This window comes from Nocardia transvalensis NBRC 15921, assembly GCF_000308875.1.
In the GTDB taxonomy this organism is placed as follows: Bacteria; Actinomycetota; Actinomycetes; order Mycobacteriales; family Mycobacteriaceae; genus Nocardia; species Nocardia transvalensis.
In genome coordinates this window covers 36387-61106 of sequence record NZ_BAGL01000125.1, presented here as the reverse complement: position 1 = coordinate 61106, position 24720 = coordinate 36387, and the positions used below count along the sequence as shown (strand labels likewise).

Annotated in this window: 25 protein-coding genes; 5 read left to right on the top strand and 20 right to left on the bottom strand. The window is 69.1% G+C overall.

What is annotated here, in order from left to right; translation table 11 throughout:
• Positions 1–24: 24 nt before the first annotated feature.
• On the bottom strand, positions 25–222 hold the full coding sequence (locus ON41_RS40870) for a DUF397 domain-containing protein (RefSeq protein ID WP_083905836.1): 198 nt from the start codon (positions 220–222) through the stop codon (positions 25–27).
• A 263-nt stretch (positions 223–485) separates the two neighbouring features.
• The gene (locus ON41_RS40865; protein ID WP_083905835.1) at positions 486–794 is read right to left on the bottom strand and encodes a hypothetical protein; all 309 of its coding nucleotides are present in this window, start codon (positions 792–794) and stop codon (positions 486–488) included.
• Between the two features lie 105 nt (positions 795–899).
• Here ON41_RS40865 and ON41_RS34345 point away from each other — a divergent pair, with 105 nt between their 5' ends.
• Complete coding sequence (locus tag ON41_RS34345; RefSeq protein WP_040752668.1) at positions 900–2069, top strand: helix-turn-helix domain-containing protein; 1170 nt, start codon at positions 900–902, stop codon at positions 2067–2069.
• 48 nt (positions 2070–2117) lie between these two features.
• Here ON41_RS34345 and ON41_RS34340 read toward each other — a convergent pair whose 3' ends face one another.
• Positions 2118–2702, bottom strand: a complete 585-nt coding sequence (locus ON41_RS34340) for a TetR/AcrR family transcriptional regulator (protein ID WP_040752667.1) — start codon at positions 2700–2702, stop codon at positions 2118–2120.
• Between the two features lie 47 nt (positions 2703–2749).
• Between ON41_RS34340 and ON41_RS34335 the strand changes: the two genes are divergently transcribed.
• The gene (locus ON41_RS34335; RefSeq protein ID WP_218003601.1) at positions 2750–3283 is read left to right on the top strand and encodes a DUF2867 domain-containing protein; all 534 of its coding nucleotides are present in this window, start codon (positions 2750–2752) and stop codon (positions 3281–3283) included.
• Between the two features lie 39 nt (positions 3284–3322).
• On the opposite strand, the gene ON41_RS39510 is transcribed toward ON41_RS34335, so the two are convergent.
• Positions 3323–4393, bottom strand: a complete 1071-nt coding sequence (locus ON41_RS39510) for a hypothetical protein (RefSeq protein ID WP_051163153.1) — start codon at positions 4391–4393, stop codon at positions 3323–3325.
• 296 nt (positions 4394–4689) lie between these two features.
• Between ON41_RS39510 and ON41_RS34325 the strand changes: the two genes are divergently transcribed.
• A complete protein-coding gene (locus tag ON41_RS34325) occupies positions 4690–5961 on the top strand; it encodes an MFS transporter (RefSeq protein WP_083905834.1) in 1272 nt (423 codons plus the stop codon).
• Here ON41_RS34325 and ON41_RS34320 read toward each other — a convergent pair.
• Both ON41_RS34320 and ON41_RS34315 read right to left on the bottom strand, forming a co-directional pair.
• Complete coding sequence (locus tag ON41_RS34320; protein ID WP_040752662.1) at positions 5951–7153, bottom strand: cytochrome P450; 1203 nt, start codon at positions 7151–7153, stop codon at positions 5951–5953. The genes ON41_RS34325 and ON41_RS34320 overlap by 11 nt on opposite strands.
• A gap of 260 nt (positions 7154–7413) precedes the next feature.
• A complete protein-coding gene (locus ON41_RS34315) occupies positions 7414–8595 on the bottom strand; it encodes an MFS transporter (RefSeq protein ID WP_157185733.1) in 1182 nt (393 codons plus the stop codon).
• Positions 8596–8735: 140 nt separating this feature from the next.
• Between ON41_RS34315 and ON41_RS34310 the strand changes: the two genes are divergently transcribed.
• Both ON41_RS34310 and ON41_RS34305 read left to right on the top strand, forming a co-directional pair.
• The gene (locus tag ON41_RS34310; RefSeq protein WP_040752661.1) at positions 8736–9620 is read left to right on the top strand and encodes a LysR family transcriptional regulator; all 885 of its coding nucleotides are present in this window, start codon (positions 8736–8738) and stop codon (positions 9618–9620) included.
• 116 nt (positions 9621–9736) lie between these two features.
• A complete protein-coding gene (locus tag ON41_RS34305; RefSeq protein WP_040752660.1) occupies positions 9737–10264 on the top strand; it encodes a GNAT family N-acetyltransferase in 528 nt (175 codons plus the stop codon).
• Here the strand turns inward: ON41_RS34305 and ON41_RS34300 are convergent.
• From ON41_RS34300 to ON41_RS34235, 14 genes are read right to left on the bottom strand one after another with little or no spacing between them, the layout of a single operon-like run.
• On the bottom strand, positions 10254–11489 hold the full coding sequence (locus tag ON41_RS34300; protein ID WP_040752815.1) for a cytochrome P450: 1236 nt from the start codon (positions 11487–11489) through the stop codon (positions 10254–10256). The genes ON41_RS34305 and ON41_RS34300 overlap by 11 nt on opposite strands.
• 43 nt (positions 11490–11532) lie before the next feature.
• Complete coding sequence (locus tag ON41_RS34295; protein WP_040752659.1) at positions 11533–11727, bottom strand: ferredoxin; 195 nt, start codon at positions 11725–11727, stop codon at positions 11533–11535.
• Between the two features lie 13 nt (positions 11728–11740).
• Positions 11741–12931 carry an NAD(P)/FAD-dependent oxidoreductase gene (locus tag ON41_RS34290; RefSeq protein WP_051163149.1) on the bottom strand — a complete coding sequence of 397 codons (1191 nt, stop codon included), beginning with the start codon at positions 12929–12931 and terminating at the stop codon, positions 11741–11743.
• Positions 12928–13764, bottom strand: a complete 837-nt coding sequence (locus tag ON41_RS34285; RefSeq protein ID WP_040752657.1) for an SDR family NAD(P)-dependent oxidoreductase — start codon at positions 13762–13764, stop codon at positions 12928–12930. The genes ON41_RS34290 and ON41_RS34285 overlap by 4 nt, the downstream gene beginning before the upstream one ends.
• The gene (locus tag ON41_RS34280) at positions 13761–14606 is read right to left on the bottom strand and encodes an alpha/beta fold hydrolase (protein ID WP_040752656.1); all 846 of its coding nucleotides are present in this window, start codon (positions 14604–14606) and stop codon (positions 13761–13763) included. The genes ON41_RS34285 and ON41_RS34280 overlap by 4 nt, the downstream gene beginning before the upstream one ends.
• Positions 14603–15760: a 3,4-dihydroxy-2-butanone-4-phosphate synthase gene (locus ON41_RS39505; protein ID WP_051163147.1), complete on the bottom strand. Its 1158-nt coding sequence runs from the start codon at positions 15758–15760 to the stop codon at positions 14603–14605. The genes ON41_RS34280 and ON41_RS39505 overlap by 4 nt, the downstream gene beginning before the upstream one ends.
• A complete protein-coding gene (locus ON41_RS34270; RefSeq protein ID WP_051163174.1) occupies positions 15757–16362 on the bottom strand; it encodes an NADPH-dependent FMN reductase in 606 nt (201 codons plus the stop codon). The genes ON41_RS39505 and ON41_RS34270 overlap by 4 nt, the downstream gene beginning before the upstream one ends.
• Positions 16363–16383: 21 nt before the next feature.
• Positions 16384–17379: a cyclase family protein gene (locus ON41_RS34265; protein ID WP_040752655.1), complete on the bottom strand. Its 996-nt coding sequence runs from the start codon at positions 17377–17379 to the stop codon at positions 16384–16386.
• Positions 17379–18176 carry a coniferyl-alcohol dehydrogenase gene (locus ON41_RS34260; RefSeq protein WP_040752653.1) on the bottom strand — a complete coding sequence of 266 codons (798 nt, stop codon included), beginning with the start codon at positions 18174–18176 and terminating at the stop codon, positions 17379–17381. Before ON41_RS34260 ends, ON41_RS34265 begins: the two co-directional genes overlap by 1 nt.
• A gap of 30 nt (positions 18177–18206) precedes the next feature.
• Positions 18207–19505 carry an LLM class flavin-dependent oxidoreductase gene (locus ON41_RS34255; RefSeq protein ID WP_040752652.1) on the bottom strand — a complete coding sequence of 433 codons (1299 nt, stop codon included), beginning with the start codon at positions 19503–19505 and terminating at the stop codon, positions 18207–18209.
• Positions 19502–21241, bottom strand: coding sequence for an FAD-binding protein (locus ON41_RS34250; protein ID WP_040752650.1), 1740 nt, complete (start codon positions 21239–21241; stop codon positions 19502–19504). Before ON41_RS34250 ends, ON41_RS34255 begins: the two co-directional genes overlap by 4 nt.
• Positions 21238–22212: a 3-carboxyethylcatechol 2,3-dioxygenase gene (locus ON41_RS34245; RefSeq protein ID WP_051163145.1), complete on the bottom strand. Its 975-nt coding sequence runs from the start codon at positions 22210–22212 to the stop codon at positions 21238–21240. The genes ON41_RS34250 and ON41_RS34245 overlap by 4 nt, the downstream gene beginning before the upstream one ends.
• Positions 22169–23854 (bottom strand): bifunctional 3-(3-hydroxy-phenyl)propionate/3-hydroxycinnamic acid hydroxylase, encoded by a 1686-nt coding sequence (locus ON41_RS34240; protein ID WP_040752649.1) that lies wholly within the window; start codon positions 23852–23854, stop codon positions 22169–22171. The genes ON41_RS34245 and ON41_RS34240 overlap by 44 nt, the downstream gene beginning before the upstream one ends.
• Positions 23855–23856: 2 nt before the next feature.
• Positions 23857–24720 carry an alpha/beta fold hydrolase gene (locus ON41_RS34235; protein WP_040752648.1) on the bottom strand — a complete coding sequence of 288 codons (864 nt, stop codon included), beginning with the start codon at positions 24718–24720 and terminating at the stop codon, positions 23857–23859.

The window sequence follows — 24720 nt, the reverse complement described above, 5'->3', positions numbered from 1 at the left end:
TACCTAGCCGAGTGAATGAAAGGTTTACGATTGTATCCCTCGGGAAGTGTTGCCGTTCTGCAACACGCCGACCGGATGACCAGATGTATCTGCTGTGCACTCCCGCTGCCTATCCCGAGGGCGAAAAATCAGCGCTGGACCCGAAGGGGTCTTGGAGTTCCGAGCACCGACTGCGTCCTCGTCGAGGAACGCGACCTCCACATACTCTCCCCACCGAAGCATGCATCTGGACTGGTACTCGGGAGGCTAACGGGTCCGGCCCGAATCCGGCTTCACTCGTCCAGCTTCGATCAGAACCCGGAACGCCGCACGCTTGCGTGGGCAGTCCTCGACCCGGCACTCCCGATGGTGCTGCATAATCGTGTGCGCCCGATCGACCGATAGAGACATGACAGGCGCGTCGTGAGTCCATCCGAGCGCGCTCTGTTCCCGCGCTGTCCTCTCACGGATTCCCTGCACAGTAACCTGATCTCGCCGCCGCCACCTCATCCGAGGAATACCTCTCGGCTCAAGGCCCAGCGTGCGAAACTCATTCGTGGAGAGAGCGTTTCGACATCGACGATAGTCATCAAGCCGTTCAGCGCGAGTGGCGTGAGATGCTCGGGCGAAAGAGCGATCACGGCGTCTACATCGGCGGCGCGTACCTGGTCGATCAAAGGAATCAGCGACGGTTCGGGCCAGATGATCAGATAACCGAGGCGCCTAGCGAGCCGCCCGACCTGTGCGCAGTCCCAGACCGGCGCGCTGGATACTTCCGGATCTACCCACCCCAGTGCGGTAGGTCGATATCGCATTGTGCCTCCTGTTCCCTGCGGTCCACCGACGGCTGCTGAGTTAAAGATTCGCAGTGGTCGGGGGCTCGGAGTGACACAGAAGTGCTACTGGCGCACCATGGGCACATGAGCCTTCATCACGCTGGCGAAGCGATTGCCCGTGAGCGCAAGCTGGCCGGACTGTCACAGCAGCAGTTGGCCGACCGGCTGCGGTACAGCACCAGCATGCTGCGGGCGGTCGAGCAAGGGCGGCGACCAGCGAGTCCGGCGCTCGTGGCCGCTGCGGCCCGCACGCTGGGCGTGGAGCCGGAACTGCTGACGGGCCAGCCCTACCGAGACGTCTTGGGGGCGGACGGGCCGCTGGAAGGGCTGTCCGAGCTGCGGGCGATTCTGTCCGAAGGCGACTATGTGCGCGGTACCGAGCCGGGCACATACGAGGAATTGAGTGCCGAGCTGGCCGCCGTCAACGATGCCGACCGAGCAGGCCATAGCCGGCGTGCACTCACAGCCTTGCCCGCTCTGATACGAAAGCTGTACGGCGCGTTGGAGATCGACCCGGAGCCGCGGATCTACTCACTCCTCGCGGGTGCGTACAACGCGTCCGATCGGCTGTGCCGACGCTTCGGGCATATGGCGCTCACAGTCCCATCGATCGACCGGTTCGATTGGGCAGCGGCGCGGTCCGGCGATCCGCTGAACGTGGCGCTGGGAAAAATCCTTCGCACCCGGCTGCTGATGTACCACGACAGCACCCATATCGCGCTGCGCCTGGTCGACGAGGTGACCGACACCGTCGAGGGCCCCAGCGAGGGAGAATTGTCAGTGCGGGGTGCGGCACACTTGGCGGGAGCAGTCGCCGCCGCACGCGCACGGCGTCCGGATACCGCCCGAGATCACATCACAGCGGCGCGACAGGTGGCGAAACGCCTGGGGCACGAAACCCGGTCCTACGAAACGCTGTTCGGGCCGGCGAACACCGACATCCACGCCATCGGGGTGGAGCTGGAAGCAGGCGACCCGGGGATCGCGGCCCATGAAGGCTCGGCGCTGGCCCTCCCTGGCACCATCGCACGTTCCCGGGCAGGGCATCACTGGCAGGATGTGAGCCGGGCCTGGCTGATGATCGGAAAGCCCGATCAAGCGTTGGCTGCGCTGAACAAGGCGCGTCGAGTCGCGCCCCAGCAAACCAGACTTCACCCGTCGGTGCGCGAAACGATCTACGGAATCGCGGCGGCCCAACGCCGTCGCACAGACAGCCTTCAAGGCTTCGCGGCATGGCTCGGCGTCGGCGTTTGAACCGTGCGCTGTTTCCGACCCCCGAAACCCGAAGGGCTGAAACTGGATTCACTCACCGCCCGGGCGGGCGAGGATTATGTCGGCGGCGCGGGCGAGTACTTCGGCGCGGGTGCGGTCGCCGTGGTCGGCGACGAGGAAGTGCTCGCCGATGGCTGTGCAGAAGGCGAGGAGGCTGCGGGCCTCGATCTCGTCGGGGTCGTCGCAGAAGGTGGCGATCGCCTCGCGGAGGAGGTTCATGCGCCGGTCGTCGACGCGGCGTAGGCGTTCGGCGACGGCCTCGTCGTGCCGTGCCCACTGGCGGACGGCCAGGTCGATGGGGAGCAGGCGGTCGTTGGAGAAGGTGAGCATGCCTGCGCGGTAGACGCGTGTTCGCGGGTCGCCGCCCTCGCGGTCGATGCGGTCGAGGACGTCGTCGGTGCTCTCGCGCTCCCATGTGTCGAGCATCGCGTCCAGGAGCGCCGCTCGGTCGGGGAAGCTTCCGTAGAAGCCGCCCTTCGTGACGCCCAGGCGCTTGGCCAGGACCTCGATGCGGACGGCGTCCGGGCCCGATTCGGCCAGGGCCGCGAGGCCCGCTTCCACCCACGACTCGCGCGGCGTGCGGGTAACGCCCACGTGCGCCTGCCTTTCCGCCATATACGGCACCGTATATGAGTGCTACCGTCTGATATACGCTACCGTATATGAGAACGGAGACAGGCATGGCGGAGAGACTCGCGAAATCCGGTCACGTGGAGCAAGGCCCAGGGGGCGCGATGCGCAGAGCCGTGGGAATCAGCGAAGTACCAGACTCGGTCCTCGCACTCAGCTCGTTACCGTCGATCGACTATGTCGACCGGTTCACTCTCGGCACGGACGTCGCGGCCACGCCGGAGCGCTGGGCGCGGGCCATGTTCGGGGACGTGCCCAGCACCGCGGAACGGTTCATCTGGCGTGGCCTGCTGGGGCTGCGGCTCAGCCGCGGACGGTCGCCGCATACCGTCGCGGGCTGGCGGATCACCGAGCGCGGCGAGGACCGGATACGGCTCGAGGCCGCGTCCGGCTTCCTGAGCGGAAATCTCCTCGTACAGACGTCCGCCGGAGAGGTGTCACTCACGACATTCCTGCGCTACGACCGCCCTCTCGGACGGATCTGGTGGCCGCCGCTCGCCACCGTCCATCGCCGGCTCGCACCGGGCGTACTTCGCGCTGCGGCGGCGCGGATCGGAACGTCTTAGCGCACAGCGTGTTTCAGCCGGAGGCCGAGGGGATACCACTCACGACATTCCTGCGAACGCCGCGGGGAGGCCCAGTCGCATAACCGCGTCTCCTGTCGACAGGTTTCCCGGTGTCGTACCCAAGAAGGTCGACCACCGCTCTCGATCCCGGAGCCACGCGTCGACATAAGCCACGCAGAACGACGGGGTGATGAGCGAAAAGGTGTGCAGTGCCGATTCGATCGAGGCGAGGATTCGATCGCGGTCGCTGTCCGCCTCCGCTCGCGCTTGATACGTCCGTCGCACATCGTCGAGGAATCGATGTCTGGTGGACAGGAAGGCGGCCCAGCGGTCCTGGTCGAGCTCCTGTGGCGCAATGCCGTCACGAATACCGAAGTGCAAGCCGAGCGCTATCACCTCACCGAATTCTTCCCGCGAGGCCCTGCGTGGATCGTCGAAAGGGTCGCATACATCCTGAATTGCGCTGCCGGTGAGGGCGAGTGCGGCGAAACCGGAGGAGTCCAGCATGTACAGCCATTCATCGTTGTATATCTCCGGGAAGAACGACTTCCTGCGCCGCGGCGCCATCATGAGCGCTCCGCCGGAGAGGAATTTCTTCGGAGGCCCGCCGATACGGCGATACGCGTGGCCGACAACGGACGTGTCGGGAAATCCGTCGACGGCGAGTCCGGTCACCGCGTACTCGTCGAGCAGGTCCGCGGCCGTCCGAATATGGTCCGCCTCGGCGACAACGGTATCGTCGTCGAGTAGGAACACCCGATCCCAGCCCGCGTAATGACTCAGCAGAATCGCCGCGTTGCGCTTGGCGCTGAAATCGGTAGCGTGCCGGAAGGGCGTGCCGTCCAACAGCTCCGAGGTACGGAAATCGGGTGTGCCGGGCAGTGCCGATTCCCTGTCGAAGTCGACGGCGACGACAGGGACGCGGGCGTCCGCGCAGTGGCCGGCGATATCGCCGGCTGTGATCTCACGACTGCAGAACACCACGAGAGCGCAACCCAACGTCTCCGCCAAGCGGATATGTTCCGCCGCACGTCGTCCCGGCCGAGCGGCCGGGACGACGATGGCATCCGGACCCGGCGCGTCGAGGCGCGTGGTCCGATCGGATGTCATCCGTGGTGACGAAGTGAGCGAATCGAGTAGGTACGGGCGGGAACGGTCGCTACGGTCGGAATCGAATACGAGCGGCCGGGGTGATCCTCGATAGTCGACGGGCCCGCGCCCAGCTCACTTCCGCGCGCAGTTCCGAAAATCCTTGTCGTCTCTTCCATATCGGCCTCCATTGTCGACGATTATCCCAGTATCCAGCGGCCGGCGGACGTCGATCCCCCACTCTTGGGAACGCTTCTCCCACGGTCTCCATCGGTTTGCTGCCCTACAGTAACTGTCTGCCAATTCCTGGGGGCTTCATGAGAGACAGGCCCGTTCCCCGAGGTCGCCCTCCTCTCGAACGGCCGTTTCTGACGTTCTGGTGGGGTGAATCCGTCTCGTGGATCGGTACGCAGGTGACCCTCCTGGCGTTACCGCTCGCGGCCATCGGTGTCGCCGGGGCATCGACTCGGCAGGTCGCCCTGCTGTCGGTCGCCGGAACGGTACCCAACATCGTGCTGACTCCGCTGGTGGGATCCTGGCTGGATTCTCGACCGGTGCTCCCGGTCATGTTCGCCGCCAACGTATTCCGGGCGATCGCTCTGCTGACAGTGCCCGCCGCCTATTGCGCGTCGACGGTGAACATGCCGCTTCTGTACGTCGTGGCGGCGATCGTCGGGGCGCTCACCGCGATATTCGACATCGCGGTGCTGACCGCGATACCGCGGCTCGCCCGACCCGATCAGCTGGTCGCGGCCAATGGGCGGGTGAATATGTCGACATCGTTCGCGGAGACCGCGGGACCCGCGCTCGGCGGCTTCCTGGTTCAGCTGCTGAGCGCTCCGTTCGCGATCCTCGCCGATGTGGCGTCCTATATGTTTTCGTCGATTCTGATTCGCCGCATCGCGGGGTACGAATCGGCGCCCGAGCCGGCGACCGGGGCGACACCGCTGATCGCCGGTGTGTGGCACGGCATTCGATACTGCTTCCGGGAGAGCGGGATCAGGGCGCTGCTGTTGATCACCACCTGGTTCAACATCTTCGAGCAGTTCATCCTGACCGTCTTTCTCGTCTACGCGGTACGCGCGCTGGGGTTCTCGGCGACGCTCGTGGGCGTGGTACTCACGATGGCGGGCGCCGGTGCTCTCGCCGGTGCCCTGACCGCCGGGGTCGCCGGGCGACGCTACGGTGTGCATGCCGCGATGATCGGGTCCTTCTGGCTGGCGGTGATCGCACTCGCGATCATCCCGATCCCGACAGGTTCGGCCGCGGACATCGTGATCGGCGCCGCATTGTTCGTCTACGGCTTCGGCCTGTCGATATTCAACGTGCACGCGATCGCGTATCGGCAGTCGGTCACGCCTGCCACTCTGCAGGGCAGCGTGAACGCCGGGTACCGAACCTTCGTCTTCGGCGCGTTACCGATCGGCGCGGGTTCGGGAGCGGTCCTGAGCCAGGTACTCGGGCTGCGCGGCGCCATGGGAGGGGCGGGGGCCACTCTGATCGTCGGCGCCGCGCTGTTCTCCTATTTCGGGCTCCCCCACTTCGGTGGTCCGAGAGCGCTGGCCGGCCCCCGTCGCCTCAGGAAGTAATAGCGGGCAGTGTTTCCCAACCGCGGACGGTCGAGGTGGGCGACAGTTTGGCGTTCGACAGGTCGACGTCCCACTCCGGGAAGCGGGCCAGGATCTCCTCCAGGGCGATGCGGCCCTCCAGGCGTGCCAGGGCCGAGCCGAGGCAGTAGTGGGTGCCGACGCTGAAGGTGAGGTGCTGGCGGGTGTCGCGGTGGATGTCGAAGACGTCGCCGTCGGGCGGGAAGTGGCGGTGGTCGCGGTTGGCCGCGCCGACGAGCAGCATCATGACGCTGCCCTCGGGCACGGCCTGCCCGTAATACTCGACATCCCGGGTGACGTAGCGCGCCACATGCGGTGCGGGAGGCTCGAATCGGAGTAGTTCCTCGACGGCGTTCGGGATCAGCTTCGGATTCTCGACCAGCTCGCGGCGCTGGTCGGGATGTTCGGCGAGAACCTTTCCGGCCCAGCCGATCAGCCGCGTGGTGGTCTCGTTGCCGGCGCCGGACACCACGTTCACGTAGGTGAGCAGTTCGTCGCGGGTCAGCCGCCGCACGGCGCCGGTCTCGTCCTCGAACTCGACGTTCAGCAGCTCGGTCATGATGTCGTCGGAGGGGTGCTCGGCGCGCCAGTCGATGTAGGCGCCGAAGATGTCACCCGTGGCGAGCCCCTCGGAGGCCGCCTTCATCGGCTTCCCCTCCTCGGTGCGCATCTGGTCGTTGGCGAAGTCCCGGATGGCCTCCTGGTCCTCCTCCGGGATGCCCAGCAGCATGCCGATCGTCCGCATCGGCATCTGCGCGCCGATATCGGCGATGAAGTCCAGGCGGCCGGTGCCCACGTGCGGGTCCAGGCTGCGCGCGCAGAACTCCCGGATCTTGTCCTCGAGCGCGCGGATCTTGCGCGGGGTGAACATGCGCGACAACAGTTTCCGGTGGATGTCGTGCACCGGCGGATCCTCGAAGATCAGCACGCCGGGCGGCATCGGGAAGTCGGCCTTGATCAGCTCGAGGATCGCGCCGCGGGCGGAGCTGTAGGTGCCGTGGTCGAGCAGCGCCTCGTTGACGTCGTCGAAGCGGCTGAGCGCGTAGAAATCGTGCTGCTCGTTGTAATAGATGGGCAGCTGGTCACGGAGCCGCTTGAACATCGGGTAGGGATCCGCATTGAGCTGGACGTCGTACGGGTCGTAGTAGACGTCGCGGGCCGCGCTGGTGGTCACAGAGATTCACCTCTCGCAGAACAACAGAGTCCTCGGTTCCACGGGCGAGTTTCAGCCGAGATCGAGGTATCGGGGTAGGGCCTAGTGTAAATGCACCAATTCTCTGTCGCAAGTGCTCTTCTCCATCTATGAGAGTGTAGTTCTCATGATTTCCCGGCGTGCTTTTGGCCGGGATCCGCGGTGGGTTCTCGGCCAAAAGCACGCCGGGAACATGGGAGACGTCCGAACGTAGGGACACCAGAACATGGGGAACGCCAGGGCTATTCGCGAGAGCGCTGAGCCAGCACGATCGCCCACGCGGCGACGCCGGCCGCCAGGCCGAGGAAGGCGCCCGCGTATCCGGCGCGGCCGATGACCCCGCCGAGTACGGCGGCGCCGAGGCCCAGCCCGCCGTCGTAGGCGATATTCCAGATCGTGCTCGCCGCGCCGCTGCGGCCCTCGCCGAGGAGTCGCACGGTCAGCACGAACGAATCGTTCTGGCAGGCGCCGAATCCCGCGCCCAGCAGGAGGGCGCCCGGGAGGAGCAGCGCGGGTGCGCCCCAGAGGGCGGCGGCGAGCAGCGCCGACCCGGCCGCGCAGCTCAGCACGGCGATCGGCAGCAGCCTGCCCGCGCCGTAGCGGTCGCCCACGGCGCCCGCGCCGAGCCGGGCGGCGACCAGCGCGACGGAGGCCGCGAGCAGCGCCCAGGACGCCGCGTCGGCCGATCGCACCGCCACCGGCAGGAAGGTCGTGGCCGCCCCGAACGATGCGGCGGTCGACAGGAACAGCGCGACCGGCGCCGCGATCCGCCGCACCTCGGCCACCGCCCCGAGCCGGAAGGCCGCGCGATGCCCGCGGGGCAGCAGCAGCGCGAGCGCCGCACCGCCGAGGCACGCGACCGCCGCACCCCAGAACACCGGCCCGAAACCCCAGGTGCGAGCGGCCCATACGCCGCCCGCGAGCGCGCCGAGATTGGGCAGCGCGGCGGCCGTGCCATACAGCGAGGCCGCCGACGACAGCTTGCCGCCCGCGGCCAGCTCGGCGACGAGGGTGGCGCCGGCGGTGACCACGAAGGCGAATCCGACGCCCCGCACCACCGTGATCGCGACGATCGGCGCGAGATCCGCGGACAGGAGATACAGCGGCGTCGGCGCACCGAGCAGCACGGCCCCGATCGCCACCATCGCCCGCAGCGACAGCATCCGGAACAGCCAGGGCGCGGCCAGTTGCGTCGCCACGGTGGCGGCCATCATGACCCCGGTCGTCGCCCCCACCGCCGCGCTCCCGGCCCCGCCGGACGCCGACCACAGCGGCACGACCGGCAGCAGCGCCGCGTAGTCGACGAATGCCAGAAAGGTCACCGCCAGCAGTACGACGAATCCGCGCGAGCGCCGAGCGGGAGTCTCCTCGTCGCGGGCGTCACCGCCACACGCCACCCCGGTCCGGCCGGCCTCCGTAGCCATCGCATCCACCTCGCTGTCCGGACCGCACAGGCCCGGGATCTCATCACTTGGCACCACTCCACACTCAGGCGGACGAGGTATTCTGTCCAACGATGAAGTTCGATGCAGGCCATCACGAAGCGCGATAGGAGCTGGTCCCGGTGGATACCCGACTCCTGCGCAGCTTCCTCGCGGTCGCGCACTCGGGGAGTTTCACGGCGGCGGCCGCGGACCTGGGCTTCACCCAGTCGACGGTGACCGGTCACGTGCAGAAGCTGGAGCGACAGCTCGGCGGCCGCCTGCTGGACCGGCTGCCCGCCGGTGTCGTGGTGACCGATCTCGGCGCCCGGCTCGTCACGCACGCGGAGGACGTGCTCGCGGCGGAGGATCGGCTGCGCGCCCTGTCCCGGGGAGATACCGCCCGCCCCTCCGGCACCGTGCGGATCGTCGCCCCCGAATCGCTGTGCACCTACCGGCTGCCGGCCGTCGTCGCCGCGGTCCGGGCCCGCGAACCCGACGTCCAGATCTGGCTGGGCCCGGGCGGTGTCGGCGACGCACTGGACGCAGTGGCCCGCGGCACGGCCGATCTCGCCCTCACGATGGAACCGCAGGCTCCCGTCACCGACCTGACCGTCGAGCGGGTCGGGGCGGAACCCCTTGTCCTCCTGGATCATCCGTCCTCAACGGGGGGTCGCGTGACGTGGTCCGACCTCGCCGCCCGCGACGCCCTGCTCATCGAGGAGGGCTGCGGTTACAGCGACGACGTCGCCGCCCACCTCACCGCCGCGGGCCCCGCCTCCGGCCGCCGCTCCCGCTTCGGCAGCATCGAGGCCGTCAAACGCTGCGCGGCCGTCGGCCTCGGCTGGACCGCCCTTCCCGCGGTCAGCGCCGAATCCGAAACGGCCACAGGCGAGTTGACCGTCCTCGACGGCCCCCACCTCCCCCCGTGCGATATCCACGTGGCAACCCACCCCCGCCGCCACCGCGGCCCCGCCCTCGACGTCGTCCTCACCGAACTCCGCCGCACCTGGAGCGGCGAGCGGTAATCACCGAACGGGGCGACTGCCGCGGACCCGCAGGTCACCGGGTGGGGGTATGTCCCAAAGGGGGGTTACGGCGGCGACGGTTGCCCCGGTGCGCGACTGGGTTCGATGATTCGAGGATGACTGACGACGTCGATCTCAGGCCGTTGGATGCCGGTGATCCGGCGGAGATCTCCGCCGAGTTCGCCGGGGTGGGGTGGGTCAAACCGGTCGAGCAGTTTCTCGGATACCTGGCCGAACAGCAGGCGGGGGCGCGGGTGTGCGTGGTGGCGGAGCGGCGGCGACGATTCGCCGGATACTGCACGCTGGTGTGGGCATCGAACTACGCGCCTTTCCGGGCCGGCGGGATACCCGAGGTCGTCGATCTGAACGTGCTGCCGCAGCATCGTGAGCTCGGGATCGGCAACCGGCTCATGGAGGCGGTCGAGGACGTCGCGCGGCGCCGCAGCCACACCGTCGGGCTCGGCGTCGGGCTGTACGCCGATTACGGTGCGGCGCAACGGCTCTACGTCCGGCGCGGCTACCTGCCCGACGGGCGGGGCGTCGTCTACGACAACCGGCCCGTCGAACCGGGAGCCACGATCCGGGTGGACGACAGCGCGACGCTCATGTTCACGCGCGATCTGTCGGGCGGCGTTACCAGGTGACGGGCAGCTCGTAGACGCCGAAGGCGAGCCGGTCGTGCTTGAACTCGACGTCGTCGAACGGAATCGCCAGTCGCAGTGTGGGAATGCGGCGCACCAGGGTCCGGAAGACGATCTGCAGTTCGGCGCGGGCCAGCTGCTGGCCGACACACTGATGCGGGCCGAATCCGAACCCGAGCTGCCCGCCGGCCGGGCGGCGCAGATCCAGTTCGTCCGGACGTTCCCACTGCCGCTGATCCCAGTTGGCCGGGGCGAGATCGAAGATCAGCCCGTCGCCCGCCCGGACGGTCTCCCCCGCGATCTCGATATCGTCGACGGCGACGCGGCGCTGGCCGTTCTGGATGATGCTGAGGTACCGCATCAGTTCCTCGACCGCGTTGGCGACGATCTTCGGATCGTCGGTGTCGCGCAGCAGCGCGAACTGCTCCGGATTGTCCAGCAGCGCAAGGGCTCCGAGGGAGATCATGTTCGCGCTGGTCTCGTGGCCCGCGATGAGCACGCCGGTGCCCAGCTGCGCGGCCTCCCCCATATCGATCTCGCCGGCGCGCACCCGCTCGGCGATATCGGAGACCAGGTCCTCGGCGGGCTCGTCGAGCTTCTTCTTCACCAGGTCGACGAGATACCGGGCCAGCGTCGACCGGCCCTCGGCCGCCTGCTCCTTGGTCGCGAAGCGGTCGACGTTGAGGGAGGCGTGCTTCTGGAAGAACTCGTGGTCCTCGTACGGCACGCCCAGCATCTCGCTGATCATCAGCGTCGGCACCGGAAGCGCCAGTCCGGTCACGAGATCCGCGGGCTTGGGCCCGGCGAGGATCCGGTCGATGTGCTCGTCGGTGATCTGCTGGATGGCCGGGCGCAGTGCCTCGACCCGCTTGAACGTGAACGGCTTGGTGAGCATCCGGCGGTACCGGCTGTGTTCCTCGCCGTCGGTGGTGAACAGCGATTTGGGGCGGCTGTCCACGATGGCCGCCATACCCTCGTTCCAGTGCGGGAATCCGGGGCGGTGGTCGTCCACGCTCACGCGCGGATCCGACATCAGCGTCTTGAATTCGGCGTACCCGGTGACCAGCCACGGCGTGCTGCCGTCCCAGATCCGCACGCGGTTCAGCGGCTTCTCCCGTCCCAGGCGCATGGCCTCCTCCGGCGGCGCGAAGGGGCAGCCGGAGGAACGGATCATCGGATACTCGGGCACCGCCGCGGTCGCGGCGGCGTCGGTCAGTGTTTCGGACACGGTCACTCCTGGTGATCGGCTGCGGGCGGACCGCAGGGTCGGGTCATTCCTCGACGTGAATCGCCATGGCGGGGCACATCGTCGCCGCCTGGCGGACGTCCTCGGCGAGTTCGTCCGGCGGATTCTCCTCGAGCAGCACGACGACACCGTCCTCGTCACGCTGGTCGAACACCGCGGCCGCGTGCATGACGCAATGACCGGCCGCGATGCATTTGTCCTGCTCGACGGTCACCTTCATCGGGACCTCCTTCCTATGGGGCGTGCGCGGGCGTCGCCGGGCGCTGCCTGTCCACGAGCTGCTGACGCTGCATCCGAGCCTGCTTGGGCATATTCCAGCCGAGTACCGCGGTGGCGGTCCCGGCTCGCTCGTACCGGATCACGAATCGGTCGGTGGCCGGATCACCGTCCACCACAACGGCTTCGGCGTCGGGGGTGATCGTCCCGTGCACCTGGATCTTGGTCGTGTACTGATCCGTCCAGAAGTAGGGAACCGGCCGGTAGGGCCGCTCGGCGCCGGTGATATTGGCCGCCACCACGCCCGCCTGTTCGGCGGCGTGGGTGCGGTTCTCGAGTCGGATCGCCGCGTCCGCGGTGAGATCGTGCCACCGCGCGACGTCACCGACGGCGTAGATCCCCTCGGCGGCACGGCATTCCGCGTCGCAGACCACGCCGTTCTCCAGCGTCAGCCCGCTCCCGGCCAGCCAGTCGGTGACGGGGACGGCCCCGATCGCGACGACGACCAGATCGGCGGGCAGGGTCTCGCCGGACGCCAGGGTGACGCCGGTGACCTCTCCGCCGCGGTCGGTGAGACCGTCGACCCCGACGCCGAGCCGCAGCCGCACGCCGTTGCCGGTGTGCAGGTCGGCCAGCCGTCCGGCGGCCAGGTCGCCGAGCTGCGTCACCATGGGCGCGTGCAGCAGGCCCGTCATCGTGACCTCGCGCCCGGATTGCCGTGCGGTGGCGGCGATCTCGGCCCCGAGGACGCCTTCGCCGACCACCACGACGGTCCCGCTGACCGCCAGGTCGTCGCGCAGGGCCAGGGCGTCGTCGAGGGTGCGCAGCACGTGCAGGCCGCGCAGTCCCGGCGGCGCGGGCAGCGTGCGCGGGGTCGAGCCGGTGGCGATCACGATCGTCTCGGCGGTGATCGCCCCGGCGGCCGTGTGCACGGTGCGGGAGGCCACGTCCAGTCCGGTCGCGGGCCGCCCGAGCAGCAGCTCGAGATTCAGGTCCGCCAGCATGCGCGGGGGCCGCAGCAGGGTCCGCTCGGGCCGCCACGCGCCGGACAGGATCTGCTTGGACAGCGGCGGCCGGTCGTAGGGCAGATGCGGCTCCGCGCCCAGCAGCGTGATCTTTCCGTCGAACCCGTTGCGGCGCAGCGCCTCCGCGGTCGACAGGCCGGAGACCGACGCGCCGACGATCAGGACATCCGTGTGCCGGGTCATCGCGCACCCGCCACGGACGGCTCCGCGGGTTTCCGGCGGGGCTTGAGCGGCTTGCCCGCGACCGTGCCGCCGTCCACCGGCAGCACCGTCCCCGTCACATACGCCGAGAGGTCGCTGCCGAAGTACAGCACGGCCTCCGCGACGTCCTCCGGCGTGCCCTCGCGGGGCAGTGGTCGGTCCTCCTTCATCGACGCCCGCACGGACCGGGTGAAGCGCTCGATGCGTTCGGCCGACATCGTGGTGGCCGAGGCCGCGAGGAACGGAGTGGGCACGTTGCCCGGGGCGATGCAATTGACGCGAATGCCGTACTGCGCCAGCTCGATTGCCGCCGACTTGGTGAAGTGGATGACGGCGGCCTTGGAGGCCCGGTAGGTCTGCACTCCCCCACCGGCCTGCACCCCGCCGATCGAGGACAGGTTGACGATCGATCCGCCGCCGTTGTCCGCCATGTGCCGCGCGGCGAATTTGGTGCCCGCCATCACGCCGAGGAGATTCACCCCGAGCACCCGGTGGAAGTCGGCGAGGTCGTCGACGAGCAGGCTCGGATGCATCGTGCCCGGCACGCCCGCGTTGTTACACATGACGTGCAGTCCGCCGAAGCGCTGTATCGCGAGGGCGACCAGCCTCTCGACCTGTTCGGTCTCGGCGACGTCGGTCTGCTGGAACACCGCCGCGTCGCCGTAACCCGCGATCGACTCCGCGCCGCGCTCGGCGTCCACGTCGCCGACGACGACCCGGGCGCCCGCGGCGACGAACCGCGCCACCGTCGCGCTGCCGATGCCGGAAGCGCCACCGGTGACCACGGCGACCTTGCCGGCCAATTCGTCGCTCATGCTGTGTCGTCCTTTCGATTCGAGACGTCGTCGAGGAACTCGAGCAGCAGTCGGTTCACGGTGTCCGGCTGCTCGATCTGCGGGCAGTGGCCGGCCTCGGGGACGACCGTGTGGCGCGCATCCGCGATCTGCCCGGCGATCTCTTCGGCCCAGCCGTCCGGCAGCAGTTTGTCGCGGGCCCCCTCGACGATGAGGGAGGACACCGCGATGCGTTCGTAAGCGCGCTTGCTCGACGGGCCCGGTGGCGGCTCCGCTCCCGGCCGTCGGAAACGCGCAGCCGCCAACGCCTCCCACGCGCCCGGGGCGATACTCGCCTCGTACCGTCGCTGCACGTAGACCTCGTCGGCGGGGTACGACCGCGCGTAGAACAACGCCGCCACGATGCGCCGCATCCCCTCGAAGGTCGCGTCGTAGTCGTAGAGCGCCCGCATGTGCTCGTTGCTCTGGATCTCCCCGCCCCCGCAGATCGCCACCAGGCTGCGCATCGGCAGCCGCGGCGTCTCCGAGGTCGCGTCGACCAGCAGGTTGATCGCGCCCATCGAATTGCCGACGAAATGGGCGGATTCGACGCCGAGCAGGGCGAGGAACCGCGCGATGTGCCGGATCCGCAGCCCGCGGCCGTCGGTGAAGTCGATGATCTTCGCGGACTCGCCGAAGCCGAGCATATCCGGGGCCAGCACGCGGTAGCGCCGGGCCAGCGCATCGATGGTGTGCTCCCAGCCCAGTTCGGCCCCGACGCCGAATTCGCCGCCGTGCAGCAGCACGACGGGCGCACCGGTCCCGGCCTCCAGGTAACTCGTTCGCGCCCCGTCCACGACCAGGGTCCGGCGTTCGGCGATCATGACGCACTCCCGATTCCCGCGGCATCCCGTGCGGGACTGCCGATTCCGGCCGACAGCGGCACCCGCTCGACGATGCGCACCTGATCCGGCACGAACGGCTCCTCGGCCCCGTCGCACAGCAGCCGGATCTCGCGCAGGCCCAGGTGCTCCACGATGTCGAAGGCCGAGTGCAGATCACCGTGCTCCACGGGATGCGCCGTGCCGGCGCTGGTCTGCCAGCCGGCCGGCAGGACCCGCGCCAGCATCCGCACCCCGCTCTCCCGCGACCGGACGTAGACCAGCACCCCGTCACCCGCCCGCGCGATCCGCTCCAGCGCGCACCGTAGCTTCGCCCCGCAGCCGCAACGCGCGGACCCTAGCGCGTCGCCGAACAGGCACTCGATATGTACCCGCACCAGTGGCGCGGCACTCGTGGCGGGTTCTCCGTGCACGAACGCGATATGGTCACGACCGAAGCCGTCGGTGAAGCCGAACGCCCGAAACTCCCCCATCGGCAATGGAATTCGTGCGGTGCCGCACTCCCGCACCCGGCACAGCTCGCGCTTGCGATGACCTACCAGATCCTCGATCAATACGACCGGAATCCCATGGCGGCGACCGAGTTCCAACAGTTCAGCCAGCCGCGCCAGCTCGCCGTCGGCCCCGCAGACCTCGCACAGCACCCCGGCGGGCCACAGCCCGGCCAGCTCGACGAGATCGACCGCGGCCTCCGGCGGTGCGGGGACCGCGAGCACACCCCCGGCCGCGCAACCGAGCGGGAAGATCTGCCCCGGCCGCGTGAAGTCCCGCGGCGTGCTGGACGGATCCGCCAGCGCGCGAACAGTTTTCGCGCGATGCGAGGCTCGGATGCCGGGGCCTTCGTCGCCCGCGAGCCCCACCGACACCCGGAACCGCGCGCGAGCCGGGCCGGTGGCAGTCGGATCCGCGGGCGGTATCTCGAGCCCGTCGAGCGCCACGGAGGGCATGGCCACATAGGTCGGCCCACAGCCGATGGTCGTCATGGCGTTGACCGTGTCCGCGCCGATCCGCTCGGCCGCGGCCACCAGATCGCCACGGTATCCGTCGCCGGTCTCGGCGACGACCAGAACGATCCCGCCGTCACAGAGGGCAGCCGTCGCCGCGGCGATTCGATCCCGGGGATACGGTGCGCTCACGGCCGCGCCCCGGCGAAGGTCAGCACCTGCGTCGCGAGCATGTCGAGCTGCGCGGCGACGGTGTCGTCGATCAATCGGCCCTCGGCATCCCAGACCGACTCGGCCGAATTGATCGCCACGCCCAGCGGGGTCGGCCAGGCGCGCAGGGCGTGGCCGATGGCGCGCAGCTGGCCCAGGGTGCCGACCGCGGCCTGCCAGCCGTAGGCGCAGGTGATGCAGCCCCACGGCTTGTTGTCCAGGTATACCGTCGGATCGCCGCGCAGATCCTCGATGTAGTCCAGGGCGTTCTTCACCAGCCCGGAGATGCCGCCGTGGTAGCCGGGTGAGCCAATCACTACGGCGTCCGCGCGCCGCAGCGCCTCGATCAGCGCGAGCGCCTGCGGGGTGCGGTCGGGGTCGTGCGGGTTGTACATGGGCAGGGTGATGTCGGCGCCGCAGAACAGCGCGGTCTGCCCGCCCCGGCGCTCGACCGCCGCCAGGCAGTGCCGCAGCGCGCGCTCGGTGGACGAGCCCGCGCGCAGCGTGCCGCCGATGCCGACGACGAACGGCCGTCCGCCACCGGCGGTCTCGGCGGCGGGCACACTGGTGGTGCTTGCGGTCATGGCCGGAACCTCCTGCATTGCTTACTTGATGGCGATGGGGTTGAGTGGGGAGCCCACTGCGCCGACGAACCGCAGCGGCGGTGCGATCAACTGGAATTCGTAGACCCCGTCGGCCGCGCAGTCGGCGGCCAGCGCGGTGAAATCCCAGTACTCGCCGAGCATCAGGCCCATATCCCGCAGGCAGAGCATGTGCATCGGCAGGAAGGTGCCCTCGACGCCGGACACCACGTCCTCGACCATCAGGTTGTCGGCCGCCACCGCGGCGACCTCGCGTTCGTGCAACCACGTGGCGCACATCCAATCCAGGCCCGAGTACGGTTCGCCGCCGTCGCCGGTCTCCTGGAACCGCGACCACCACCCGGTGCGGACGAGCACGATATCGCCGCGCCCGACCTCGACGCCCTGGGCCCTGGCGACCTCGTCCAGTTCGTCCGGAGTAATGGGATTACCCGGCTCCAGGAAGACGTCCGCGCCGCGGTGCCGGACCACATCCAGCAGCACGCCGCGGGTGGTGATGCCCTTGCCGTCGACCTTCTCGATACCGAGGTGGAAGGCGCCCGCGCTGGTGACCGAATCCGCCGGGAAGCCGTTGTACAGCTGCTCGTCGTAGTAGACGTGCGACAGCGCGTCCCACTGGGTGGCGGCCTGGAGCGGCATGACGATCATGTCGTCGTTGAACCGGAACGGGTTGTCCTCGCCGGCGAAGAAGCCGCCGAACTCCTGCCCGAAACCGTTGCGCGCCCAGGCCGGTCCGTACTTGGCCATCGTGCTCGCGTCACCGCCGTCGACGGTCATCACGTGCACCGGATTCTGCCGGAACTTGAACGCGCCCTGCGGCCCGGAGGAGTCGAAGTCGACCCCCAGCGGGAACACCCGGCCGTGCCGCACGAGTCCCGCCGCGGCGGCGATCTTGTCCGGGGTGATGAAGTTGAGCGTGCCGAGTTCGTCCTCGGCGCCCCAACGGCCCCAGTTGCGCACCCGTTCGGCGACGCGCCGGAATTCGGTCAGGCTGGCCACTATGTCTCTCCTTCAGTGATTCGGGCGGCGACATTGCCCCCGTCCACCCACAGCACCTGCCCGGTCACATAGCTCGCGGCCCCGCTGTTGAGGAACACCAGGACGGCCGCCTGCTCGGCCGGCTCGCAGACCCGGCCGAGCGGTTTGGGGATGGTGTCGAGATACTGCGGCCCGTACGCCGACCGCAGCTGGTCCAGGATCGGCGTCTCGGTGACGCCCGGACCCGTGCAGTTGATGCGGATGCCGCGCGCCCCGAGGGGGACGGCCTGCCGCATCGTGTAGTAGATGAGCGTTTCCTTCGACAGCCGGTAGCCGCCGTCGGCGATGGCGTCGGGATGTGCTTCGCACCAAGCGATTCCGTCCGCCATATCGGTGGTTCCGAGCAGGCCGGACGCCTGCTCGCGGTGGTCGAGGTACCCGGCCGCCGCGAGCGAGGAGACGCTCACGACGGTCGCCCCCGGGGCCATGCCCGCCACGACCGCGTCGGTGAACCGGCGCAGCCCCAGAAAGTTGATCGTGACGACCCGGATCGGATCGCCGATCCCCGAGGACACCCCGGCGACGTTGAACAGCGCGTCGACCGGGCCGACGGCCTCGACGGCCTGGTCGATGGACGCGGCGTCCGACATGTCGATCCGGTGGAACTCGTCGAGTTCCGCTGTGGGCGTGGCGATATCGAGTCCCACGACCTCGCCGCCGAGGTCACGGACCTGACTCGCCACGCACGCGCCGATGCCGGAGGCACAGCCGGTCACGGCGACCCGCCGGCCGTCGTAGCGCCACAGTTCGTCCACCATGTCAGGCACCTCGTCCTCGCGGCCGGACCGCTACTGCTCGTCCTTGGCGCGCTGAGCCGCCTGCACCCGGCCCTCGTTGATCTCGGCCATGGCCTCGGGGATCTCGCTGGCGGTGAACTTGCCGCCGCGACCGGTCGGCAGGCCGCCGAACGCGTAGTCCGGGTCGAAGGGCGGCGAGGCCAGCGGCTTGCGCCGCGCCTCGACCTTCTCGATGACCGGCTCGAGCCGCTTCGCCTTGGCGGCCACGGCCTTCTCGTCCCGCTCGATGAACTCGGGCAGCACGTGCTTGCCCATCAGCTCGATGGATTCCATGGTGCCCTCGTGGCTGCGCGGGTTGAGCAGCAGGATGATCTCGTCGACGCCGCTCTCCTCGTAGCCGCGCAGGAATTCCCGCACGGTGTCGGGCGAGCCGATGGCGCCGCGGCCGGGGCCGTAGGCCAGCGTCTCGTCCTCCTTGACCGCGTCCAGGTAGCGCTCCCACACGCCGGTGCGGCCGGGCGTGTGCTGGCCGGTCATGTAGTAGTGCATGATGCCGAACGAGAAGAATCCGCCGCCGACGCCGAGCCGCTTCAGGGCCTGCTCGTCGGTCGGAGCGACCATCATCGACAGGTCGCCGCCGATGGCCAGGATGTTCGGATTGAGCTGCGGGATGGTCGGTTCCGCCTTGTCCTCGAACTCCTGGTAGTAGCCGCGGACGCGCTCGGCGAGCGGGCCGGGACCGGTGTAGGCGAAGCTCAGCGCGCCCAGACCCTTCTGCGCGGCCATCTGCACCGACGACGGCCGGGTACACGCCACCCACACGGGCGGGTGCGGCAGCTGCTGCGGCTTGGGAATCACGTTGCGCGCGGGCATTTCGATGTGGTTGCCCTTGAAGCCGGTGAACGGCTCCTCGATCATGCAGCGGATGGCGACGTCGAGCGCCTCCTCCCACTGGCCGCGCTTGTCGGCGGGATCGATGTTGAATCCGGCCAGCTCACCGACCGACGAGGACTCACCGGTGCCGAATTCGACACGGCCGCCGGAGATCCGGTCCAGGGTCGAGACGCGCTCGGCCACACGGGCGGGATGGTTGATCGCCGGCGGCATGTGCATGACACCGAAGCCGAGGCGAATGTCCTTGGTGCGCTGGCTGGCCGCGGCGAGGAACATCTCCGGCGCGGTGGAGTGGCAGTACTCCTCCAGGAAGTGGTGTTCGGTGAGCCATACGGTGGAGAATCCCGCCTTGTCGGCGGCCTCCACCTCGGCCAGCCCGTCCTGGAACATTTCCCGTTCGTCGTCGTGGGTCCACGGCCGCGGCAGGGCGAATTCGTAGAACAGCGAGATCTTCATGTACTTCCTCCGTTGGAATGGGACGTCGAGATGTGCCGGGCCGCCAGATATCCGAATGTCATCGCGGGCCCGATGGTCGCGCCCGCACCGGCGTAGCTGCGGCCCATGACCGCCGCGGACGTGTTACCGGTCGCGTACAGACCGGGGATCGGGGTGCCGTCCTCGCGCAGCACCCGGGCGTGCTCGTCGGTGCGCAGACCGCCCGAGGTGCCCAGATCGCCCGGCACCATCCGGAACGCGTAGTACGGCGGGTCTCCCAGCGGCGCCAGGTTGGGGTTGGGCAGCGTCGGGTCACCGTAGTAGTTGTCGTAGACGCTGTCGCCGCGCTGGAAGTCGTCGTCGTGGCCCTTGCGGGCGAGTTCGTCGAAGCGGGCCGCGGTGGCGCGCAACCGATCCGGCGGCACGGCGATCTTGGCGGCCAGGTCGTCCCACGAGTTCGCGGCCACGACCACACCGGATTCGAGCCAGGCCGGGGGGATCTTCCATCCGGTCGGCACCGGCGCGAACGGGATGCGCGGCAGCGGCAGATGTCCGGCGATCACATATTTGCGCCACGAGCGCGCGTCGGTGATGAGCCAGCTCGGGATGTGCGCGACCCCCGACTTCTGGCCCTCGATCATGGCGTGGCCGAAATCCATATAGGGTGCGGCCTCGTTGATGTACCGCTCCCCCGCGCCGTTCACGATGAACTGCGCGGGCATCATGCGCTCGTTGAGCATGAACTGCATGCGGCCGTCGGGCCACTGGATCGCGGGGAACCACCAGGCCTCGTCGAGCAGGTCCGTGGCGGCGCCGATCTGCTGCCCGGCGCGGATGCCGTCACCGGTGGCGACCGGATTGCCGAAGCTCCAGTCCTGGTCGATGACGGGCTCGTGTTCCTTGCGCCAGGCCATGTCGTGGTCGAAACCGCCGGTCGCGAGGATCACGCCGCGCTGAGCGCGGATGCGCAGCTTCTCGCCGTCGCGCTCGATGACCGCGCCCACGACCGTGCCGTCCTCGGCGGTGATCAGCGAGGTCATGGGAGCGTCGAGCCAGAGCGGAATATCGTGCTCCCGCAACGCCAGTCGCAGCCGGGCCACCAGCGACTGCCCGATGGCGGCGATCCGGTCGCCGAACACGCGGGCCCGGAACATCCGCCAGATCAGCTTCACCATGACGGCCTTGCCGCGCCAGTTCTGGCGCACCTGGTAGAACAGGCGAAGATCCTTGGGGCCCAGCCAGATTCCCTTCGGCGCCAGCGCCAGCGGGTGCAGCAGTTGCTCCTCGTCGGGCCCGAGTTCGCGCAGATCGATCGGCGGCACGTTGATGGTGCTGCCCTGCGCGGAGCCGCCGGGGAGTTCCGGGTAGTAGTCGGCGTAGCCGGGCTTCCACACGAATTCCAGCCAGGCGCTGCTGCGCTCCAGGAATTCCATCATCTCCGGCGCCTTGTCCACGTAGGCGCGCAGCCGCTCGTCGGTGACCAGGCCGCCGGTGATCTCGCGCAGGTACCCGACGACCTCGTCCGGATCGAGGGAGAATCCGTCGCGGACCTGCGCCGGGGCGTTCGGCACCCAGATGCCGCCGCCCGACAGCGCGGTGGATCCGCCGTAGTGCGAGGCCTTCTCGACCACGAGGGTGGACAGTCCCGCGTCGTCGGCGGCGAGCGCGGCGGTGAGACCGCCGCCGCCCGAGCCGATGACGAGGACGTCCACGGAGCGGTCGAAACCGGCTGCGGTGCCGGTCGATTCGGTGGTCACGGTCGCCTCCTGTCCGGGTCGGTGTCGAGGTCCCGCACCGGCAGCGCCGCGCGCACGGCGAATCCGGCGATCAGCGCGGGGGCGGGGCGGTAGTACCGCACGGTGGTCCGGTACGGGCCCTGGGCGGCGAGCGCCGCGAAAGCCGCCACCCAGGTGCGGATCTCGTGCGCCGAGTTGCCGGCTGTCTCGGTGATCCAGGGGTTGGCCCAGGCGTCGAATGTGTCGAGCCGGCCACTGTCCACAATGTCGAGGACGCTGCGGTCCCAGTCGGGGTTGAGCGGGCGCGAAGGCCCTTCCCCGGCGGCGAATTCGCGGGCCGCCGCGATCACCTGATCCTGCCGGGCGAGACGCTGCTCGGGGCTCATCACCCCGCCGTGCACGATGCGCTCACGCACCGGACCGCTCGCGGTGGCGAGCGTGGGAACGGGCGGATCATGCGACAGCCCACCGGATCCGACGATGAGCACCCGCGTGCCGAGCGTGGCCAGATACGTGCCCACAGCGGCACCCAGCGCCCGTGCCCGGCGCAACGGCCCGAGCGGAACCGCAACCGAATTCACGAAGATCGGGATCACCGGCCGCGCGGTCGCCGTGCCGAGCAGCCGCTGAATAGGCTGCACCGTGCCGTGATCGACCTGCATGGTCATCGACAGGGACACATCGACACCCGACCCCAGCACAGCCTCGGCCAGATCGCGGGCCAACTCCGCGGGAACATCCAGAGGCCCGGTGTGGGTGCCGTAGTCGCCCACCCCGCTGGCCGCCGCACCGATACAGAACGGCGGCATGAGGTTGTAGAAGAAGCCGTTGTAGTGATCGGGCGAAAACGTCACCACCAGTTCGGGATCGAACTCGCGCACGAAATCGGCGGCCGCGTCGAGCGCCGATTCGATGTCCTCGCGCAGCTCGGCATCCGGCCCGGGGAGGTCAAGCAGAGGGCTGTGCGAGACGCAGCACAGAGCCAGCGGCATCGGAACCTCCTCCCGGGACCAGGGCGAGGGTGGTGAGCAGGTCCGCGCTCAGCTCCGGGGCCAGCTGCGCGATGGTCGCCCCCGCGACACAGCGGTCGGGGCGCAGGAAGACGACCGAATCGTGCTGCCCGTCGAACCAGCGTTTGAGCGCGCCGGTGCGATCGCCGACCACCACGACATCGGGATCGTCGTGCCCGGTCCACCCCAGCTGCGTGCGCGGGCGGAGCTCGACGAACCTGGCCCCCAGCGCCTTCCACTGCTCGAACGCCGCCTCGCCCAGCACCCGGCGGGGCCGGTTGTTCCAGCACAGCACGGCGAACCGGGGCCCGAGCACATCGTCGAGCAGGACGTCGGCGTGGTCGCGGGTATCGACGCGGGGCTGCACGAACAGCGTGCCGACCGCGGAGTTCGGCGACCGGGACCAGCGGTGCACCACCGCGCCGCGCTCGTAGCGCGGCATCGGCTTGAACCGCATGCCCAGCACGTAGCGCCGCACCGGCGGCACCGCGGCCGCGGCCCGGACCAGGGCGTCCCGGACCGCCGCGACCTTGCGGTCGGTCGGCGAGATCACCCGGCCGACCATGGTCGAGAGGTCGATCATGGCCTGGGCGTGCTTGCGCCGCTCGGTGTCGTAGCTGTCGAGCAGGGCGTCCCCGGCGTGGCCCTGCACGACGGCGGCGAGCTTCCAGCCGAGATTCGCCGCATCCCGGATACCGCTGTTGTAGCCCTGCCCCTGCCACACCGGCATCAGGTGCGCGGCATCGCCGGCCAGCAGCAGGCGGCCCCGGCGGAACGAGCCCGCGATCCGCGAGTGGTGGGTGTAGAGCCGATGCCGGATGACCTCGAGCCGGTCGGGATGCGGGACGAACGGAGCCACCAGGCGGGCCAGGAAATCCGGGTCCTCGGCGAGTTCGTCGGGCTCGTGGTCGTGGATCATGAATTCGAAGCGCCGGATGCCGTGCGCGATGGACACCGAGACGTTCGGCCGCGCCGGATCGGCGGCGACCTCGACATTGGGGTGCCCCAGCGGATCCGACGCGAGATCGACCACCAGCCAGCGCGTCGGCGCGGTGGTGCCGTCGAACGTCACGCCCATCTGCCGCCGGGTCGCGCTGCGCCCGCCGTCGCAGCCGACGACGTAACGCGCTGTGACCGTGGACGATCCGGCCGGGGACGCCAATTCTACCGATACCCGGTCGCCGGATTCGGCACAGGAGGTCACGGCCGTGTCCCACACCACCTCGACGCCCGGGAACCGGTCCAGCCCGGCCAGCAGTTCCGCGTCCACGAGCGGCTGCACGAACCCGTTGCGCTTCGGCCAGCCGAATGGCGCGTCGGTGGGCGCGATCTCGGTGAGCAGCCGGCGTTTGCCATCGACGAACCGCATGATCTGATTCGGCGTGGTGTGCGGCAGGATGCGCTCGACCAGCCCGATCGCCTGAAAGGTGCGCAGCGACTCGTCATCCAGCCCCACACCGCGCGGATAGTCGATCAGCGTCGCCCGCTCCTCGACCACCCGGGTGCGCACCCCGTACATGCCCAGCGTATTCGCCAGCGTCAGCCCCACCGGCCCCGCGCCGACGACGAGCACATCGACATCGGTCGCCGAAGCCGTTGCAGCAGCATCGTTCTGTTCGGGCACGGTCAGCCACCCAGCAGGAAGTCGAGATGCAGGGCGTCGAACGATTCCGGGTCCTCGTACTGCGGCCAGTGTCCGCAGTCGGGCAGCACCTCGAAACGCGCGCCCGGAATCATCGAGGCGATCCGGCGGCCCTCGGTGACATCGGCGGTCGGATCGTCGCTGGTCCACAGCACCAGCGTCGGCGCGGTGATCTTGCCGTACTCGGTGGGCCCCAGCAGGTTTCGCTGCCGGATCTCCGGATCCTGTAGCGCCATGATGTCGCGCATGGCGTCGACGAAGCCGCGCTGCCGATAGATGCGCTGGCGGCTCGCCACGATATCGTCGTAGCCCTTGGACTTGTCGGCCATCAGCCACTTGATGCGGGCCTGCACGGTTTCCCAGGTGGGATCGGTGACCGCCGCCATCGACAGCGTGACGATGCGCCGCATCACCTCCGGATCGGCCTGCGATCCGCCGGCGGTGTTGAGCACCAGGCGCTCGACGCGGTCCGGGTGGTCGATCGCCGTCCGCGCGGCCACCCATCCGCCCAGCGACTCACCGCTGATGCCGGCCTTCCGGACGCCGACCGCGTCGAGGAAGGCGATCAGGTGCGCCACATAGTGATCGATCTCCAGCGGATGGCCGGGCCGCGCGGTGTAGCCGTGGCCGAGCATATCGATCACCCAGGTGGAGAAGTGCTCGGAGTGCGACTCCAGATTGCGGACGTACGCCTCGGCGTGGCCGCCGGACCCGTGCAACAGGATCAGGGCCGGGGCGTTGGTATCGCCCGCGTGCAGGTAGCGGGTGCGCACGCCGTCGACATCCAGGTAGCCCTGGGTGAAGGCGACGCCCTGGAGATCGCTCCAGATGCTCTCGTGTTCCGACAA

Excerpts from the sequence above, each read along its gene's own strand:
- ON41_RS34295 (WP_040752659.1), bottom strand. The coding sequence starts at position 11,727 with ATGAAGGTGACCGTCGAGCAGGACAAATGCATCGCGGCCGGTCATTGC.
- ON41_RS34305 (WP_040752660.1), top strand. The coding sequence starts at position 9,737 with ATGACTGACGACGTCGATCTCAGGCCGTTGGATGCCGGTGATCCGGCG.
- ON41_RS40865 (WP_083905835.1), bottom strand. The coding sequence starts at position 794 with ATGCGATATCGACCTACCGCACTGGGGTGGGTAGATCCGGAAGTATCC.
- ON41_RS34315 (WP_157185733.1), bottom strand. The coding sequence starts at position 8,595 with ATGGCTACGGAGGCCGGCCGGACCGGGGTGGCGTGTGGCGGTGACGCC.
- ON41_RS34245 (WP_051163145.1), bottom strand. The coding sequence starts at position 22,212 with ATGCCGCTGGCTCTGTGCTGCGTCTCGCACAGCCCTCTGCTTGACCTC.
- ON41_RS40870 (WP_083905836.1), bottom strand. The coding sequence starts at position 222 with ATGCTTCGGTGGGGAGAGTATGTGGAGGTCGCGTTCCTCGACGAGGAC.
- ON41_RS34345 (WP_040752668.1), top strand. The coding sequence starts at position 900 with ATGAGCCTTCATCACGCTGGCGAAGCGATTGCCCGTGAGCGCAAGCTG.
- ON41_RS39510 (WP_051163153.1), bottom strand. The coding sequence starts at position 4,393 with ATGACATCCGATCGGACCACGCGCCTCGACGCGCCGGGTCCGGATGCC.
- ON41_RS34280 (WP_040752656.1), bottom strand. The coding sequence starts at position 14,606 with ATGATCGCCGAACGCCGGACCCTGGTCGTGGACGGGGCGCGAACGAGT.
- ON41_RS34335 (WP_218003601.1), top strand. The coding sequence starts at position 2,750 with ATGAGAACGGAGACAGGCATGGCGGAGAGACTCGCGAAATCCGGTCAC.
- ON41_RS34290 (WP_051163149.1), bottom strand. The coding sequence starts at position 12,931 with ATGACCCGGCACACGGATGTCCTGATCGTCGGCGCGTCGGTCTCCGGC.
- ON41_RS34325 (WP_083905834.1), top strand. The coding sequence starts at position 4,690 with ATGAGAGACAGGCCCGTTCCCCGAGGTCGCCCTCCTCTCGAACGGCCG.
- ON41_RS34340 (WP_040752667.1), bottom strand. The coding sequence starts at position 2,702 with ATGGCGGAAAGGCAGGCGCACGTGGGCGTTACCCGCACGCCGCGCGAG.
- ON41_RS34270 (WP_051163174.1), bottom strand. The coding sequence starts at position 16,362 with ATGACCGCAAGCACCACCAGTGTGCCCGCCGCCGAGACCGCCGGTGGC.
- ON41_RS34260 (WP_040752653.1), bottom strand. The coding sequence starts at position 18,176 with ATGGTGGACGAACTGTGGCGCTACGACGGCCGGCGGGTCGCCGTGACC.
- ON41_RS34255 (WP_040752652.1), bottom strand. The coding sequence starts at position 19,505 with ATGAAGATCTCGCTGTTCTACGAATTCGCCCTGCCGCGGCCGTGGACC.
- ON41_RS34285 (WP_040752657.1), bottom strand. The coding sequence starts at position 13,764 with ATGAGCGACGAATTGGCCGGCAAGGTCGCCGTGGTCACCGGTGGCGCT.